The 15,290-nt window shown below is 71.3% G+C and carries 16 protein-coding genes and 1 pseudogene; 11 read left to right on the top strand and 6 right to left on the bottom strand.

Annotated features, from left to right (window positions below; translation table 11 throughout):
- Positions 1-285: 285 nt before the first annotated feature.
- The 7 genes from ACGFZN_RS15630 (at position 286) to ACGFZN_RS15600 (ending at position 7,699) form a co-directional block, all read left to right on the top strand.
- Positions 286-1,344, top strand: a complete 1,059-nt coding sequence (locus tag ACGFZN_RS15630; RefSeq protein WP_393858956.1) for a BMP family protein — start codon at positions 286-288, stop codon at positions 1,342-1,344.
- 235 nt (positions 1,345-1,579) lie between these two features.
- Positions 1,580-3,106, top strand: coding sequence for an ABC transporter ATP-binding protein (locus tag ACGFZN_RS15625; protein ID WP_393859010.1), 1,527 nt, complete (start codon positions 1,580-1,582; stop codon positions 3,104-3,106).
- The gene (locus ACGFZN_RS15620) at positions 3,103-4,230 is read left to right on the top strand and encodes an ABC transporter permease (RefSeq protein WP_393858955.1); all 1,128 of its coding nucleotides are present in this window, start codon (positions 3,103-3,105) and stop codon (positions 4,228-4,230) included. Before ACGFZN_RS15625 ends, ACGFZN_RS15620 begins: the two co-directional genes overlap by 4 nt.
- On the top strand, positions 4,230-5,516 hold the full coding sequence (locus tag ACGFZN_RS15615) for an ABC transporter permease (RefSeq protein WP_393858954.1): 1,287 nt from the start codon (positions 4,230-4,232) through the stop codon (positions 5,514-5,516). Before ACGFZN_RS15620 ends, ACGFZN_RS15615 begins: the two co-directional genes overlap by 1 nt.
- A complete protein-coding gene (locus tag ACGFZN_RS15610) occupies positions 5,513-5,917 on the top strand; it encodes a cytidine deaminase (RefSeq protein WP_393858953.1) in 405 nt (134 codons plus the stop codon). The genes ACGFZN_RS15615 and ACGFZN_RS15610 overlap by 4 nt, the downstream gene beginning before the upstream one ends.
- Positions 5,918-5,992: 75 nt before the next feature.
- Positions 5,993-7,276 (top strand): thymidine phosphorylase, encoded by a 1,284-nt coding sequence (locus tag ACGFZN_RS15605; protein WP_393858952.1) that lies wholly within the window; start codon positions 5,993-5,995, stop codon positions 7,274-7,276.
- 33 nt (positions 7,277-7,309) lie between these two features.
- On the top strand, positions 7,310-7,699 hold the full coding sequence (locus tag ACGFZN_RS15600) for an STAS domain-containing protein (RefSeq protein ID WP_393858951.1): 390 nt from the start codon (positions 7,310-7,312) through the stop codon (positions 7,697-7,699).
- On the opposite strand, the gene ACGFZN_RS15595 is transcribed toward ACGFZN_RS15600, so the two are convergent.
- Together ACGFZN_RS15595 and ACGFZN_RS15590 are read right to left on the bottom strand one after the other, a co-directional pair.
- On the bottom strand, positions 7,583-8,593 hold the full coding sequence (locus ACGFZN_RS15595; protein WP_393858950.1) for a sigma-70 family RNA polymerase sigma factor: 1,011 nt from the start codon (positions 8,591-8,593) through the stop codon (positions 7,583-7,585). The genes ACGFZN_RS15600 and ACGFZN_RS15595 overlap by 117 nt on opposite strands.
- A gap of 125 nt (positions 8,594-8,718) precedes the next feature.
- The gene (locus ACGFZN_RS15590) at positions 8,719-9,999 is read right to left on the bottom strand and encodes an MFS transporter (RefSeq protein WP_393858949.1); all 1,281 of its coding nucleotides are present in this window, start codon (positions 9,997-9,999) and stop codon (positions 8,719-8,721) included.
- Between the two features lie 63 nt (positions 10,000-10,062).
- On the opposite strand from ACGFZN_RS15590, the gene ACGFZN_RS15585 reads away from it, so the two are divergent.
- Entirely contained in the window at positions 10,063-11,025 is a 963-nt protein-coding gene (locus ACGFZN_RS15585) for a LysR substrate-binding domain-containing protein (RefSeq protein WP_393858948.1), read from the top strand.
- 9 nt (positions 11,026-11,034) lie between these two features.
- On the opposite strand, the gene ACGFZN_RS15580 is transcribed toward ACGFZN_RS15585, so the two are convergent.
- Together ACGFZN_RS15580 and ACGFZN_RS15575 are read right to left on the bottom strand one after the other, a co-directional pair.
- The gene (locus ACGFZN_RS15580; protein ID WP_393858947.1) at positions 11,035-11,805 is read right to left on the bottom strand and encodes an alpha/beta hydrolase; all 771 of its coding nucleotides are present in this window, start codon (positions 11,803-11,805) and stop codon (positions 11,035-11,037) included.
- Between the two features lie 172 nt (positions 11,806-11,977).
- On the bottom strand, positions 11,978-12,163 hold the full coding sequence (locus tag ACGFZN_RS15575) for a transposase (RefSeq protein ID WP_393858946.1): 186 nt from the start codon (positions 12,161-12,163) through the stop codon (positions 11,978-11,980).
- On the opposite strand from ACGFZN_RS15575, the pseudogene ACGFZN_RS15570 reads away from it, so the two are divergent.
- From ACGFZN_RS15570 to ACGFZN_RS15560, 3 genes and pseudogenes are all read left to right on the top strand, one after another.
- Positions 12,107-12,590, top strand: a pseudogene (locus ACGFZN_RS15570) (RNA-guided endonuclease TnpB family protein); the annotation flags it as partial. The gene ACGFZN_RS15575 and the pseudogene ACGFZN_RS15570 overlap by 57 nt on opposite strands.
- Positions 12,591-12,616: 26 nt before the next feature.
- Positions 12,617-13,780: an adenosine deaminase gene (locus tag ACGFZN_RS15565; protein WP_393858945.1), complete on the top strand. Its 1,164-nt coding sequence runs from the start codon at positions 12,617-12,619 to the stop codon at positions 13,778-13,780.
- Positions 13,781-13,936: 156 nt separating this feature from the next.
- On the top strand, positions 13,937-14,305 hold the full coding sequence (locus ACGFZN_RS15560) for an ATP-binding protein (RefSeq protein ID WP_393858944.1): 369 nt from the start codon (positions 13,937-13,939) through the stop codon (positions 14,303-14,305).
- A 93-nt stretch (positions 14,306-14,398) separates the two neighbouring features.
- Here ACGFZN_RS15560 and ACGFZN_RS15555 read toward each other — a convergent pair whose 3' ends face one another.
- Entirely contained in the window at positions 14,399-14,599 is a 201-nt protein-coding gene (locus tag ACGFZN_RS15555) for a PspC domain-containing protein (protein WP_393858943.1), read from the bottom strand.
- A 122-nt stretch (positions 14,600-14,721) separates the two neighbouring features.
- Complete coding sequence (locus tag ACGFZN_RS15550) at positions 14,722-15,288, bottom strand: VanZ family protein (protein WP_393858942.1); 567 nt, start codon at positions 15,286-15,288, stop codon at positions 14,722-14,724.
- Positions 15,289-15,290: the final 2 nt, after the last annotated feature.

Raw genomic sequence — 15,290 nt, 5'->3', positions numbered from 1 at the left:
GAGCGCGCCCCCAGTGCGGCCCGGGGGCGTTTCGGTGGCGTGCGCAACACGGTCGTAAGCCAATCGTGCACGCTCCGCAACACGGTCGTGCGACGGGTCGAGAGCGCGAGTTCAGACGCTGTTTGCCTCGAATCGATAACGGCTTCGAGAGGGGGTTTTTTGCGACATCTACGCGCGTTACGATGCCGCGAAGCCGACGCCGCCGGGGCGTTTCGGCTCGAGCACTGGCATGGTGCTCACATCAAGCGCCGACACGGCGCTCAGGTCAGGTGAAGGAGCCTTCCCGTGCGCCGGGTAGCCAAGATCTCCGCTGCGTGTGCCGCCACCGCAGCCCTCGCACTGACTGCCACCGCGTGTGGCAGCACGTCCTCCGACAACAACGCCTCCTCCTCCGCCTCCTCGGGCGGCGGCAAGGGCATCAAGATCGGCCTCGCCTACGACGTCGGCGGCCGTGGTGACCGTTCCTTCAACGACTCCGCCGCGCGCGGCGCCGACAAGGCGGAGAAGGAGTTCGGCGGTTCCATCAAGGAGCTGACCGCCAAGACCTCCGACACCGAGGCCGACCGCGAGCAGCGGCTGTCCGACCTGGCCCAGGCGGGCTACAACCCGATCGTGGCGGTCGGTTTCTCCTACGCCTCGGCCGTGGACAAGATCGCGAAGCAGTTCCCGAAGACCAGCTTCGGCATCGTCGACTCGGTCGTGAACGCGCCCAACGCCGACAGCATCACCTTCACCGAGGAGCAGGGCTCCTACCTCGCCGGTGTCGCGGCCGCACTGAAGACCAAGAAGGACCACGTCGGCTTCGTCGGCGGCGTCGACACCCCGCTGATCAAGAAGTTCGAGGCGGGTTACGTCCAGGGCGTCCACGACACCAACCCGAAGGTCAAGGTCGACGTCCAGTACCTGAGCCACGGCACCGACCTGTCCGGCTTCTCCAGCCCCGACAAGGGCAAGGAGGCCGCGCAGGGCATGCTCGACAACGGCGCCGACGTCGTCTACACGGCGGCCGGCTCCTCCGGCAACGGCGCGATCGAGGCCGTCAGCGGCACCAAGGGCGCCTGGGCCATCGGCGTGGACTCGGACCAGTACAACATCCCGGGTCTGGCCAAGTACAAGAACTCGATCCTGACCTCCATGGTCAAGAACGTCGACGTCGGCGTGTACGACTTCATCAAGTCTGTCCACGACGGCAAGCCGCTGACCGGCAACAACGTCTACTCGCTCGCCAAGAACGGCGTCTCGCTGGCCACCAGCGGCGGCTTCATCAACGACATCCAGCCCAAGCTGGACGCCGCCAAGAAGAAGATCGTCGACGGCCAGATCAAGGTCAAGACGACCCCGTGACCCGACCGGTGCGGCCGGCCGCCGACCAGGCGGTCCGGGCGCACCGCCGGACCTGAGGCTCGGCGCGGGGGCGGCTTCCTCCAGCCCCCCGCCGAGCCATAACAATGTGTCAACTCTACGCGTGTAGCGCGGAGTTGCCGCGCTAGCGTCGCCGACGCCCGCCACCTCCCCCCGCAGCCCCTTTCCCCGAGGAGAGTGCGCCATCAACGCGTCCAGCCCTCCCGCTGCCGTCGAACTGCGCGGCATCACCAAGCGCTTCCCCGGCGTCGTCGCCAACCGCGACATCGACATCACCGTCCGCACGGGCACCGTCCACGCCCTGTGCGGCGAGAACGGCGCCGGCAAGTCCACCCTCATGAAGATCCTCTACGGCATGCAGCAGCCGGACGAGGGCACCATCACCGTGAACGGCGAACAGGTCGTCTTCCACAACCCCGGCGACGCCATCGCCCGCGGCATCGGCATGGTGCACCAGCACTTCATGCTCGCCGACAACCTCACCGTGCTGGAGAACGTCGTCCTCGGCGCGGAGAAGCTGTACGGCATCGGGAACAAGGCCCGCGCCAAGATCAAGGAGATCTCCGACGCGTACGGCCTGAACGTCCGCCCGGACGTGCTCGTGGAGGAGCTGGGCGTCGCCGACCGCCAGCGCGTGGAGATCCTCAAGGTCCTCTACCGCGGCGCCAAGACCCTCATCCTCGACGAGCCGACCGCCGTGCTCGTGCCGCAGGAGGTGGACGCGCTCTTCGACAACCTGCGCGAGCTGAAGTCCGAGGGCCTCACCGTCATCTTCATCTCCCACAAGCTGGGCGAGGTGCTGTCGGTCGCCGACGAGATCACCGTCATCCGGCGCGGTACGACGGTGGGCACGGTCTCCCCCCAGGGCACCACCCCCAAGCAGCTCGCCGAGCTGATGGTCGGCAGCGAGCTGCCCACCCCGGAGACCGAGGAGTCCACCGTCACGGACGTCCCGGTGCTCAAGGTCGAGGGGTTGCACCTCGCGCAGACCGACCTCGAGGGCATCGAGCGGATCATCCTGGACCAGATCTCCTTCACCATCCACCGGGGCGAGGTGCTGGGCATCGCCGGTGTGGAGGGCAACGGACAGTCCGAGCTGGTCGAGGCCATCATGGGCATGCGCCAGCCGGACGCCGGCGTCGTCACGCTCGACGGCGCCGACATCTCCCACACCGCCACCCGCGACCGCCGCGAGGCCGGCATCGGCTACATCCCCGAGGACCGCCACCGCCACGGCCTGCTGCTGGAAGCCCCGCTGTGGGAGAACCGCATACTCGGCCACGTCACCGAGAAGCCCAACGCGCGCGGCCGGCTCCTCGACATCAAGGCGGCCCGCGCCGACACCGAGCGGATCGTGCGGGCCTACGACGTCCGCACCCCCGGCATCGACGTGACCGCGGCCTCGCTGTCCGGCGGCAACCAGCAGAAGCTGATCGTCGGCCGCGAGATGAGCCACGCCCCCAAGCTGCTCATCGCCGCCCACCCCACCCGCGGCGTGGACGTCGGCGCCCAGGCGGCCATCTGGGACCACATCCGCGAGGCCCGCCGCGAGGGCCTGGCCGTGCTGCTGATCTCCGCGGACCTGGACGAGCTGATCGGGCTCTCCGACACCCTGCGGGTGATGTACCGCGGCCGCCTGGTCGCCGACGCCGACCCCGCCACCATCACCCCCGAAGAGCTGGGCTCCGCCATGACGGGTGCGGCCACCGGCCACCTGGAGCACACAGAGGACGACGAGCGATGAACAAGCTGACCTCACGGATCGACAAGGAGCGGCTGCTCCTCGGTCTCGCCGCGCCGGTGCTGGCGGTCGTCGCCGCGCTCGTCGTCACCGCCCTGGTGATCCTCGCGACCGGCAAGAACCCCGGCGACGCGTTCAGCGACATGGTGACCTACGGCTTCGCCAGCGACAGCCAGGTCTACATCCTGAACAAGGCGACCACCTACTACCTCGCCGGCGTCTCGGTGGCCATCGGCTTCCGGATGAACCTGTTCAACATCGGCGTCGACGGCCAGTACCGGCTCGCCGCCTTCTTCGCCGCCGTCCTCGGCGGCGCGCTGACCACGCCCGGCTGGCTCTCCATCATTCTGATCCTGCTGTGCGCCATGGCGACCGGCGCCGTCTGGGCCGCCATCGCGGGCATCCTGAAGGTGACGCGGGGCGTCAGCGAGGTCATCTCGACCATCATGCTGAACTCGATCGCCACCGCGATCATCGCCTACCTGCTCCAGCCGGGGAAGCTGGCCCAGCTGGAACAGGGCGGCACCGTCGTCTCCACCAAGCCGCTGCCGTCGGCGTCGCACTTCTTCATGATCAACACCGGGCCGGCCGGCGAGCTGTGGGGCTTCATCTTCATCGCCGCGATCGTCGGCGTGGCGTACTGGTTCGTGCTCGGCCGCACCCGCTTCGGCTTCGACCTGCGCACCGTCGGCCAGTCCGAGAGCGCGGCCTCCGCGAGCGGTGTGTCGGTGAAGAAGATGGTCGCCACCAGCATGATCATCTCTGGTGCGGTGGCCGGTCTCATCGGCATGCCCACCCTGCTCAACGACTCCTACGCGTTCAGCAACGACTTCCCGGTCGGCATCGGCTTCACCGGCATCGCCATCGCGCTGCTCGGCCGCAACCACCCGATCGGCATCGCGCTCGGCGCCCTGCTGTGGGGTTTCCTGGAGCGCACCACCAACCACCTGGAGTTCCAGGGCTACGACAAGGAGATCCTCGGCGTCATCCAGGGCGTGATCGTCCTGTGCGTCGTGATCGCCTACGAGGTCGTACGGCGCTACGGCCTCAAGCGCCAGCAGCAGAAGGTCGGCGCCGAACTCGCGGCCCAGGCCGCCGCCCCGACGAAGAAGCAGGAGGTGGCGTGATGACTGCCACGATGACCGACGCGCCGCCGCCCGCGGCGCCCAAGGCGGCGGACGCGCCGCAGCGCTCGGGCCGCTCCTTCGGCCAGATCCTCCTGCTCGTCGCGGGGGCGCTGCTGCTCCTGGCCGCCGTCCGCGTGATCACCGGCTCCAACCAGCTGGACTCCGCCGGCCAGGTCGGCGCCGCGCTCGGCCTGGCCGTGCCGATCGGTCTCGCCGGCCTCGCCGGCCTGTGGTCCGAGCGGTCCGGCGTGGTCAACATCGGCCTCGAGGGCATGATGATCCTCGGCACCTTCGGCGCCGGCTGGGTCGGCTGGCAGTCCAGCCCCTGGCTCGGCCTGCTGTGCGGCATCGGCTTCGGTGTCCTCGGCGGCCTGGTGCACGCCGTCGCCACCGTCACCTTCGGCGTCGACCACATCGTGTCCGGTGTCGCGATCAACCTGCTCGCGCTCGGCGCCACCCAGTACCTCGCCAAGCTGTTCTTCACCGACGGCGCGGCGGCGAACGCGGGCGGCAACCCCAAGCAGTCCCCGCCCGTGGACTCGCTGCCGCAGGTCACCGTGCCCGGCCTGTCCGACGGCCTCGCCTCGGTCGAGAAGCACCACTGGTTCCTGGTCTCCGACCTCGCCGGCATCATCGGCGGTGTGATCACCAACCTGTCCGTGATCACGATCCTGGCCGCGGTGCTGTTCGCCGGCAGCTGGTGGCTGCTGTGGCGCACCCCGTTCGGTCTGCGGCTGCGGTCCTGCGGCGAGAACCCGGTCGCCGCCGAGTCGCTCGGCGTCAACGTCTACACGTACAAGTACGTGGCCGTCGCCGTCTCCGGCGGCCTCGCCGGGCTCGGCGGCGCCTTCCTGGCGCTGGTCACCTCGCACACCTACCTCGAGGGCCAGACCGGCGGCCGCGGCTACATCGGCCTCGCGGCGATGATCTTCGGCAACTGGCGTCCGGGCGGCCTCGCGATGGGCGCGGGCCTGTTCGGCTACTCCGACGCCCTCCAGCTGCGCAACGGCGGCACGACCGTGCACGCGCTGCTGCTCCTGCTGGTCGTCCTGCTGGTCGCCCTGGCAGGCTGGAAGCTGTACCGCAAGACCCTGTGGCAGGGCGGGATCAGCCTCCTGGTCGCCGCGCTGGTGCTGGTCTGGTACCTGGTCACCGACGAGGTCCCGAGCGACTTCGTGGGCGCCACCCCGTACGTCGTCACCCTGCTGGTGCTGTCCCTGTCGGCGCAGCGCCTGCGGATGCCGAAGGCGGACGGCATGCGCTACCGGAAGGGCCAGGGCAAGTGACCCGGGACACGGACGACTTCGACTGGGAGGCGCTGCGGGCGGTGGCGCGCGAGGCGATGACCCACGCGTACGCCCCCTACTCCGGCTTCCCGGTCGGCGTGGCGGCCCGGGTCGACGACGGCCGCACCGTCACCGGCTGCAACGTGGAGAACGCCTCCTACGGCATCGGCCTGTGCGCCGAGTGCGGTCTGGTCTCCGACCTGCAGCGCACCGGCGGTGGCCGGCTCACGCACTTCACCTGCGTGGACGGCACCGGCGGCCTGCTCGTCCCGTGCGGCCGCTGCCGCCAGCTGCTGTACGAGTTCGGCGGCCCGGACCTCCTGCTGGACACCCCCCAGGGCGTCCTGCCCCTGTCGGAGATGCTGCCCCAGGCCTTCGGGCCCGGGCACCTCTCCTCGTAACTCCCGTGCGGCCCCCCTGCCCCGCTCGCAGGGGGGCCGCGCACTTCGCACCTCCCGGAAGGAACCACACCCGCCATGGCCATGGACGCCATCTCCGTGATCCGCACCAAGCGGGACCGCGGCGAGCTGACCGACGAGCAGATCGACTGGGTCATCGACGCGTACACCCGCGGCGAGGTCGCCGACGAGCAGATGTCCGCGCTCGCCATGGCGATCCTGCTCAACGGCATGAACCGCCGCGAGATCGCCCGCTGGACGGCGGCCATGATCGCCTCCGGCGAGCGCATGGACTTCTCCTCGCTGTCCCGCCCGACCGCCGACAAGCACTCCACCGGCGGCGTCGGCGACAAGATCACGCTGCCCCTGGCGCCGCTCGTGGCCGCGTGCGGCGCCGCCGTCCCGCAGCTGTCGGGCCGGGGCCTCGGCCACACCGGCGGCACGCTGGACAAGCTGGAGTCGATCCCCGGCTGGCGGGCGCTGCTCTCCAACGAGGAGATGCTCTCCGTGCTGGAGGGCACCGGCGCGGTGATCTGCGCGGCGGGCGACGGCCTGGCCCCGGCGGACAAGAAGCTGTACGCGCTGCGGGACGTGACGGGCACCGTCGAGGCGATCCCGCTCATCGCCTCCTCGATCATGTCGAAGAAGATCGCCGAGGGCACCGGTTCGCTGGTGCTGGACGTGAAGGTGGGCAGCGGCGCCTTCATGAAGACGCTGGACGACGCCCGCGAACTGGCCACCACGATGGTCGGCCTCGGCACCGACCACGGTGTGAACACCGTCGCCCTCCTCACCGACATGTCGACCCCGCTCGGCCTGACGGCGGGCAACGCCCTGGAGGTCCGCGAGTCGGTGGAGGTCCTGGCGGGCGGCGGCCCGGCGGACGTGGTGGAACTGACGCTCGCCCTGGCCCGCGAAATGCTGGACGCGGCCGGGCTGAAGGACGCCGACCCGGCGAAGGCGCTGGCCGACGGCTCGGCGATGGACGTCTGGCGCCGGATGATCGCCGCGCAGGGCGGCGACCCGGACGCACCGCTGCCCACGTCGAAGGAACAGCACGTGATCAAGGCCCCGGCCGCGGGCGTGCTGACCCGTCTGGACGCCTACGACATCGGCATCGCCGCCTGGCGCCTCGGCGCCGGCCGCGCCCGCAAGGAGGACCCGGTGCAGGCCGCGGCGGGCGTCGAGATGCACGCCAAGCCGGGCGACACGGTGAGCGAGGGCCAGCCCCTGCTGACGCTGCACACCGACACCCCGGAGCGCTTCGCCTACGCCCTGGAAGCGGTGGAGGGCTCCTACGACATCGCGGCCCCGGGCACCGGCTTCACCCCGTCTCCGGTGGTCCTGGAACGCATCGCCTGACCGGGCCCGCCCCCGAAGGCCCCGGCGGCGCCGATGAGTTCCGCCGGGTCCGCCGGTCTACCGCACGTGAACGCCGACGAACCCGCCGTGCTCGTGCTGGCCGGCCCCGTCACCCGGGAGGAGGTGGCGGGGCTGTGCGAGCGGGTGCGGACGCTGCTGCTCGCCGGGGGCGGCAGCCGGGTCGTCGTGTGCGACGTGGGCGGGCTCGGGCCGCCGGGACTGGCCGCCGTGGACCTGCTGGCCCGGCTGGAGCTGGCCGCCCGCCGGGCCGGCGGGCGGATCCGGCTGCGGGACCCCGACCCCGCCCTACCCGCTCTTCTCGACCTCGTCGGACTCCGCTTCCAGATGGAGCGGCAGCTCGAACAGCGGGAACCACCGCTTGGTGTCCAGGAAGCAGTGGAAACCGGTGATCCGGCCGTCTGACAGCTCCAGCACCTGCACCGCCCAGGGGCTGAAGCCGCCCCGCTCCGGGTCCGGCTTGTAGTGCGCGAACCCCGGCAGGCCGTTCACCTGCACCGGCAGCAGCCGGGAGCCGGCGCAGGAGGCGCCCAGGGTGGTCATGAAGCCGGTGATGTCGGCCGGGCCGCGCAGCCACAGGTCGAACGGCGGCATCGTCATGACGGCGTCCTCGTGCAGCAGCGCGGTCAGCGCCGTCATGTCGTACCCCTCGAAGGCCTGGACATAGCGCTCGAGGAGTTTGCGCTGCTCCTCGTCGAGCGGGTCGGACACCGCGCCCTGCGGGCCCCGGTCGCGCTCGGCGAGTGTGGCCCGCGCCCGCTGCAGCGCGCTGTTGACCGAGGCGACCGAGGTGCCCAGCAGCTCGGCGACCTCGCTCGCCTTCCACGCCAGCACCTCGCGCAGGATCAGCACCGCCCGCTGCTTGGGCGGCAGTTGCTGCAGCGCCGCCATGAACGCCAGGCGGATCGACTCCTTCGCCACGGCAGCCTCCGCCGGGTCGCCGGCCGTCGGCAGCACCCGCGCGTCCGGCACCGGCTCGAGCCAGGTGTTGTCCGGGCGAGGGGCCAGCGCGGCCTGCGCGAGCGGGGTGGACTCGGTCAGGTCCATCGGCCGCGCCCGCTTGTTGCCGGCCGTCAGCATGTCCAGGCACACGTTCGTCGCGATCCGGTACAGCCACGAGCGGAGGCTGGAGCGGCCCTCGAAGGTGTCGTAGCTCCGCCAGGCCCGCACCAGGGTGTCCTGCACCGCGTCCTCGGCCTCGAAGGAGGAGCCGAGCATCCGGTAGCAGTAACCGGTCAGCTCGGTCCGGTGCTTCTCCAGTGCGACGTCGAGGTCCGCCGTCGCCGTCCCGTTTCCCATCGTCCACCCACCCCTGTGGCCGTCCCTGCGGCGCCTCTTTGCACCCCAGCACTTGGAAGCTACCGCAGGGCACTGACAATGGCCCCCCGAGTCGGGAAACGTGCAGGTGAGGGCGGGGGCGCGACTCAGTGCGCGGGCGCTGCGACCGTGCGCCGGGCCGCCACCGAGCCGAGCACCGTGATCGTCACGACCCCCACGACCGCCAGCAGGCCGACCCCGACCGTGCCGGCCCAGCCCGCCGCGTGGAACGCCGTCGCGCCGACCGTGCTGCCGACGCTGGAGCCGACGTAGTACATCGACTGGTACAGCGCCGAGGCCTGCGCGCGGCCCTCGGTGGCCGTCTTGCTGACCGCCGAGGACGCCACCGCGTGGCCGGCGAAGAAGCCCGCCGTGATCAGCACCAGGCCCAGCAGGACCAGCGGCAGCGACGGGGCCAGGGACAGCAGCAGGCCCGCCGTCGTCGTACCGCCCGCCAGGTACAGCGCGCCCCGGCGGCCGAACCGGCCCACCAGCCGGCCCGCCGTGGACGCCGACACCGTGCCCACCAGGTAGACCAGGAAGATCGAGCCGATGATGCCCTGCGGCAGACCGAACGGCTCGCCCGTCAGCCGGTAGCCGATCACCGTGTACACGCCGCCGAACACCGTCATGAACAGCGCGCCGATCGCGTACAGCCGCCGCAGCAGCGGGTTGGCGAGGTGGTCGCGGACCGTGCCGAGCAGCACGCGGGGCCGCAGCGAGCCGGCCGTGAAGTGCCGCGGCGCCGGCAGCAGCAGCCGGAAGGCGACCGCGCAGGCCACCGCGACCACGCCGATCACGCCGACCGCGACCCGCCAGCCCCACTCCTGGGCCACCCAGCCGGTGATCACCCGGCCGCTCATGCCGCCGACGCTGTTGCCCGCGACGAACAGGCCGATCGCCGTCACCAACGCCTTCGGCCGTACCTCCTCGGCCAGATAGGCCTGCGCCGAGGCGGGCAGCCCGGCCAGCGCCGCGCCCTGCACCGCCCGCAGCACCACCAGCACGCCGAGCGACGGCGCGAACGGCACCAGCAGCCCGACGCCCACCGCGACGGCCAGCGAGGCCGTCATCACCGCACGGCGGCCGAACCGCTCCGACAGGGCGCTCATCGGCAGCACGAACAGGGCGAGACCGCCGGTGGCGGCCGCCACGGTCCAGCTCGCCTCGCTCGCCGCGACCCCGAACTCCCCGGAGATCAGCGGAAGCAGGGCCTGCGTGGAGTACAGCAGGGCGAAGGTGGCGACTCCGGCGAGGAAGAGGGCGAGGCTCATCCGGCGGTAGCCGGGCCCGCCCGGAGTCATACGGGAGTCGGCGGCGGCATCGGCGGCGGTGACGGACGTGACGGCGCCCACGTCGGTGGGCGCCCCGGTACTGACGGGAGTCATGGCTCGACCGTAGGTACGGCCAGTCTCATCCGTCCAATGCATGGAATCGTCATAATCGTTCCCATGGCGCATCAGCAGAGCTCACAGACTCGCCTGTCACCGAACAGTGACACAGAAGACATGTCCCGGATGGCACGGCTGCTGGCGCCGCGCCTCGCGTACTTCGCCGGAGTGGCCCGGACCGAGCACGTCACCCGGGCCGCCCTGGAGATGAACGTCCCCCAGTCCACCCTCTCCCGCGCGATGGCCCGCCTGGAGCAGGACCTGGGCGTCGACCTGTTCGCCCGGCACGGCCGCACGGTCTCCCTGACGCCGGCCGGCCGCACCTTCCTCGCCTCCGCCGAACGAGCCCTCGCCGAGATCGAGCGGGCCGCCGAGGAGGTGCGCGCCGACGCCGACCCGGCCACCGGCAAGGTCGCCTTCGGCTTCCTGCACACCATGGGCGCCGAGACGGTCCCCGGCCTGCTGCACGCCTTCCGCGAGGACCACCCGCGCGTCCGCTTCAGCCTGGTCCAGAACTACGGCGAGGCGATGCTGGAGCGGCTGCGGGCGGGGGAGCTGGACCTCTGCCTGACCTCCCCGGTCCCGGACGCCCCGGACCTGGTCGCCCGCCGCCTGGACGAGCAGAAACTCCGCCTCGTCGTGCCCGCCGACCACCGCCTGGCCGCCCGTCGCCGCGTCCGCCTGGCCGAGGCGGCCGAGGAGACCTTCGTCACCCTGGAACCCGGCTACGGTCTGCGCCGCATCTTCGACTCCCTGTGCCGCGAGGCCGGCTTCCGCCCCCGGGTCGCCTTCGAGGGAGAGGAGGCGGAAACCCTGCGGGGCCTGGTCGCGGCCGGCCTGGGAGTCGCCCTCCTGCCCCCGCCGACGGTCCCGCGGCCGGGGGTCGTGGAACTCACCGTGACAGCCCCCAGGGCGGTCCGCGAGATCGGCGTCGCCTGGCTCGCCGACCGCCCGGACACCCCGCCGGTGGCGGCCTTCAAGAAGTTCCTGCTCTCGAGAAGGGGCAACCTGCTGCCGGCGTGAGACGGGCCGCTACGAGCCCTGCCGCTTCAACGACTTCCCGAACCCCGAGGCGAGCGGCATCCGCAGGCCGATCGGCGGCGGAGCCGCGAGCGCATCCTCGACAGGGCGGGAGAAGGAGTGACCGAACAACGCGCCCATCATGAAATCCACGGCCAGCCAGGCCACTTCGTCCCGGTACCCGTGCAACCGATGTCCGTCGGAATGCACTTCGAACCGGCACACCTCCCGGTTCACCTTCTTCGCCCGCGCCGCGAACCGGAACGACAGCTCGGGATCGGTCCGCTCGTCATTCGTGCCGTGCACGATCAGCACCCGACGCCCCACCAGCTGCTTCACCGGCTCGGCGGGCGCGGCCATGTCGTCCTCCGGCAGCCACGGAGCGAGCGCCACCACGGAGTTGACCGCCTCGTGCCCCCCGGCCCGCAGCGCGGCCCGCCCGCCCATGTCCACCCCGACCAGGCACACGGGCACGTCCCCGTAGCGCCGGACGACCTCGTCGGCGGCCCACTCGGCGTCGGCGGCCAGCTGCGCCTCGCTGCCGTTCCAGCCCCGGCACCGGTAGTGGACGGTGTGGACAGCCAGCCCCTCCTCCCGTCCGGCGCGGGCGAGTCGCCGGCCCAGCGAGCGCAACGCGATCGTCGCCCGGACGGGGGACGGTCTGCGGGCGGAGACCTCCTCCCCGCCGGGGAGCAGCAGCACCGCTCCGCTCACCGCCGTCGGCACCGGTCCGACCGCCTTTCCCAGCCCGGCCGTTCGGACCGGCGTCGCTTGCTGTCCCATGGCAGAACAGTGTCAGAAGCGGCGGTGTCCGAAACCCGTACGCGCGGTCACCGTTGCGTATCGACGGAAAACCGTCCCCGGAGCTGTCACGTTCACCCGTCTCTCTACGCGCGTAGGCGTTACCGGGTCCCGTGCAGAAAGCCCCGGCGTTCACGCCGGGAATGAATGCATCTCAAGACTGCTCTGACGTGCACTTTACGCTGTTGACCAGCTTGGGGGCAGCGACCTTCGGCGGGTGGTGCACCAGAGGGCGGACGTGGTTGCGTGCGCCGTTGAACGCCTTCAGCCCCGCTTCGAAGTCCTCGCAGACCTTGCGCGTGATCTCAAGGTGTCCACACAGATCATCCGCGACAACCAAGCGGTGTACGTGGAAGATCTTGCGGTGTCCGGTCTCGGCCGTACCCGGCTCGCCAAGTCGGTGCACGACGCGGGATGGTCCGCGTTCGTCGGCATGCTGGAGTACAGGGCGGCTCGGCACGGCCGCACCTTCGCCGAGGTGGACCGGGTCTTTCCGTCCTCCCAGGTCTGCTCGGCCTGCGGATTCCGGGACGGCCCCAAGCCCCTGCACGTCCGCGAGTGGACGTGCAGCGAGTGCGGCACCAGGCACGACCGCGACCACAACGCAGCCCGTAACGTCCTCTTCGGAGGACGCCGTATCGTCGCCGCCGGACGGGCGGAGACGCCAAACGCCTGTGGAGCGCCGGTAACACGTGCCCGCACAGCGCGGTGAAGCAGGAAGCCCGCGGAAGGGTCAGCCGACCCAGGCCGGAATCCCTGGACTTTAGGGCGGGGAGTACGTCAAAGTGCGGAAATGACGAGCCAGACTGCACCAAGTGGAGCCGTGCCGACGCCGGACCAGATCCGCCGGGCGCCCAAGGTTCTGCTGCACGATCACCTCGACGGCGGGCTCCGCCCGGGCACTGTCGTCGACCTCGCCCAGGAGACCGGCTACTCCGGCCTGCCGGAGACCGACCCCGGCAAGCTGGGCATCTGGTTCCGCGAGGCCGCCGACTCCGGCTCGCTGGAACGGTATCTGGAGACCTTCCGGCACACCGTCGGTGTGATGCAGACCCGGGACGCGCTCGTCCGGGTCGCCCGCGAGTGCGCCGAGGACCTCGCCGAGGACGGGGTCGTCTACGCCGAGGTGCGCTACGCCCCCGAGCAGCACCTCGAGGAGGGGCTCGGCCTCGAAGAGGTCGTCGAGGCCGTCAACGAGGGGTTCCGGCAGGGCGAGCGGCTGGCCCGCCGGAACGGGCACCGGATCCGCGTGGGCGCCCTGCTGACCGCGATGCGGCACGCGGCCCGCTCCCTGGAGATCGCCGAACTCGCCAACCGCTACCGTGACTCGGGCGTCGTCGGCTTCGACATCGCCGGCGCCGAGGCCGGCCATCCGCCCACCCGGCACCTGGACGCCTTCGAGTACCTCAAGCGGGAGAACAACCACTTCACCATCCACGCCGGCGAGGCCTTCGGGCTGCCGTCCATCTGGCAGGCGCTGCAGTGGTGCGGCGCCGACCGGCTGGGGCACGGGGTGCGGATCATCGACGACATCGAGGTCCACGAGGACGGTTCCGTCTCACTCGGGCGGCTCGCGTCGTACGTCCGCGACAAGCGGATCCCGCTGGAGCTGTGCCCCAGCTCCAACCTGCAGACGGGGGCGGCGCCCTCCTACGCCGAGCACCCCATCGGGCTGCTGCGCCGGCTGCACTTCCGGGCCACGGTGAACACCGACAACCGGCTGATGTCGCACACGACCATGAGCCAGGAATTCGAGCACCTCGTCGAAGCGTTCGGTTACACGCTCGACGACATGCAGTGGTTCTCCGTCAATGCGATGAAATCAGCGTTCATTCCTTTCGATGAACGACTCGCGATGATCAATGACGTCATCAAGCCCGGATATGCAGAACTGAAATCCGAATGGCTGTTCCAGCAGACGGCCTCGACCAGCGATTCTGCCGGTCCGAAAGACTAGCGACACCTCGGATCCCGGCACGGAATGCGGACGCGCTTTCACAAGGCGTCCGCATTTCGGTGTTTGCGGGGTGCGGGTCGGCGTGTTTACGGTCGTGGACCGCTCGGATCGTTTGTGATCTCCGTCTCCGCATTCAAGTTCAAGGACGCATTCACCATGAAGCAGTCTGCTGCCAAGACCCTCGGTGTCGCCGCGCTCGGTGCCGCCTTCGCCGCCGTCGGCGCGGGCGCGGCCAACGCGGCCCCGGCCGCCCCGGACGCCGGCCAGGCCTCACAGGCCCTGGGCTCCGTCGCCCGGACGCTGCCCGCCGAGAACGTCTCCCGGGCGGTGCCGGGCGCCACCCAGGCCCTCGCCCAGGGGCAGGGTGCCCTGGCCTCCGGGCTGGCCACCGCGCAGCCGGCCGTCGCGAACGTGCTCGCCCAGGGCCCGACCGCGCCGGTCGCCGGGCTGCTCGGCGGACTGCCGCTGCACCACACCGGCCTGCCCACCCACGGCGTGGGGGTGAATGGGCTCCCGCTCGGCTGACACCTGCGGCCGCGGCCGCATGGCCCAACGACGCGCCGCTGGGGCGCCCCGAGAGCAGTCCGGGGCGCCCCAGCGGCGTTCACGCGCGCACCCTCACCAGGCGGTGCGCGCCTTGTCCTCGGACGGCAGCAGGATCCACAGCGCTATGTAGACCAGGAACTGCGGGCCCGGCAGCAGGCAGGACAGCAGGAAGATCACCCGCATCGTCGTCGCGGAGGTGCCGAAGCGCAGTGCCAGCGCGGCACAGACGCCGCCGATCATGCGGCCGTGGGTGGGGCGGGCAAGGGCGGGCATGGCGACTCCTCCGTGGTGGCCGGCTCGCTCGGGAGCCGGGGCCGGGACGCCCCGGTGGCGCCCCTCGACTGTCTTCCGAACTGTCCTCCACGGTAGGCGGACGAAGCGGGCGAAGCGTCGCTCTAGGGGGCGATCCCGACCCTGGGAATCGTCGGGGTACGACCCTGAGGCAGCTCCTCCGGCACGGTGACGGACGCCTCCGCCACACCGCCCGGCCGCACCTCCCGGCGGCGCAGCCGGGCGCGGAGGGCCGGTACGACGGCCAGGTGGGCCAGGGCGACGCCCGCGGTGTTCAGCAGCAGCGAGTCGACGTCCACCACCCTGCCGGGCACACCGGTCTGGAGCAGGGCGATGCCGGTGGAGACCAGGGCGCCCGAAGCGGTCGTACGGACCAGGGAGCCGAGCGGGGAGACGTCGAGCCTGCCGTGGGTCATCGGCAGCAGCACACCCAGCGGGGCCAGCAGCGCCAGGCCCTCGCCGAGGGGTCTGACGGCCCCCGGCCAGCCCAGGGCCAGGTCGGCCCGGATGCCTGCGAGGGGGTGCACGTTGGGGGGCGCCACCCAGGGGACGTCCAGCGGCCGCAGCATCAGCCAGGCGACGAGGGCGAGATGGGCGACGAGGAGAACACCCCCCGTCACCCGGACACGGATCGCGGCGCTGCCGCCGCCGATGGAGCCTTGACGCTGCACGA

Source organism: Streptomyces sp. NPDC048192 (genome assembly GCF_043202415.1).
Classification (GTDB): domain Bacteria; phylum Actinomycetota; class Actinomycetes; order Streptomycetales; family Streptomycetaceae; genus Streptomyces.
The sequence above is the reverse complement of the archived record's forward strand: the minus strand, read 5'-3'. Positions and strand labels throughout refer to the sequence as shown.

Coding starts and splice junctions, on each gene's coding strand:
- ACGFZN_RS15600 (WP_393858951.1), top strand. CDS start 7,310: ATGAGTTCCGCCGGGTCCGCCGGTCTACCGCACGTGAACGCCGACGAA.
- ACGFZN_RS15595 (WP_393858950.1), bottom strand. CDS start 8,593: ATGGGAAACGGGACGGCGACGGCGGACCTCGACGTCGCACTGGAGAAG.
- ACGFZN_RS15565 (WP_393858945.1), top strand. CDS start 12,617: ATGACGAGCCAGACTGCACCAAGTGGAGCCGTGCCGACGCCGGACCAG.
- ACGFZN_RS15615 (WP_393858954.1), top strand. CDS start 4,230: ATGACTGCCACGATGACCGACGCGCCGCCGCCCGCGGCGCCCAAGGCG.
- ACGFZN_RS15555 (WP_393858943.1), bottom strand. CDS start 14,599: ATGCCCGCCCTTGCCCGCCCCACCCACGGCCGCATGATCGGCGGCGTC.
- ACGFZN_RS15580 (WP_393858947.1), bottom strand. CDS start 11,805: ATGGGACAGCAAGCGACGCCGGTCCGAACGGCCGGGCTGGGAAAGGCG.
- ACGFZN_RS15560 (WP_393858944.1), top strand. CDS start 13,937: ATGAAGCAGTCTGCTGCCAAGACCCTCGGTGTCGCCGCGCTCGGTGCC.
- ACGFZN_RS15590 (WP_393858949.1), bottom strand. CDS start 9,999: ATGACTCCCGTCAGTACCGGGGCGCCCACCGACGTGGGCGCCGTCACG.
- ACGFZN_RS15585 (WP_393858948.1), top strand. CDS start 10,063: ATGGCGCATCAGCAGAGCTCACAGACTCGCCTGTCACCGAACAGTGAC.
- ACGFZN_RS15605 (WP_393858952.1), top strand. CDS start 5,993: ATGGCCATGGACGCCATCTCCGTGATCCGCACCAAGCGGGACCGCGGC.
- ACGFZN_RS15620 (WP_393858955.1), top strand. CDS start 3,103: ATGAACAAGCTGACCTCACGGATCGACAAGGAGCGGCTGCTCCTCGGT.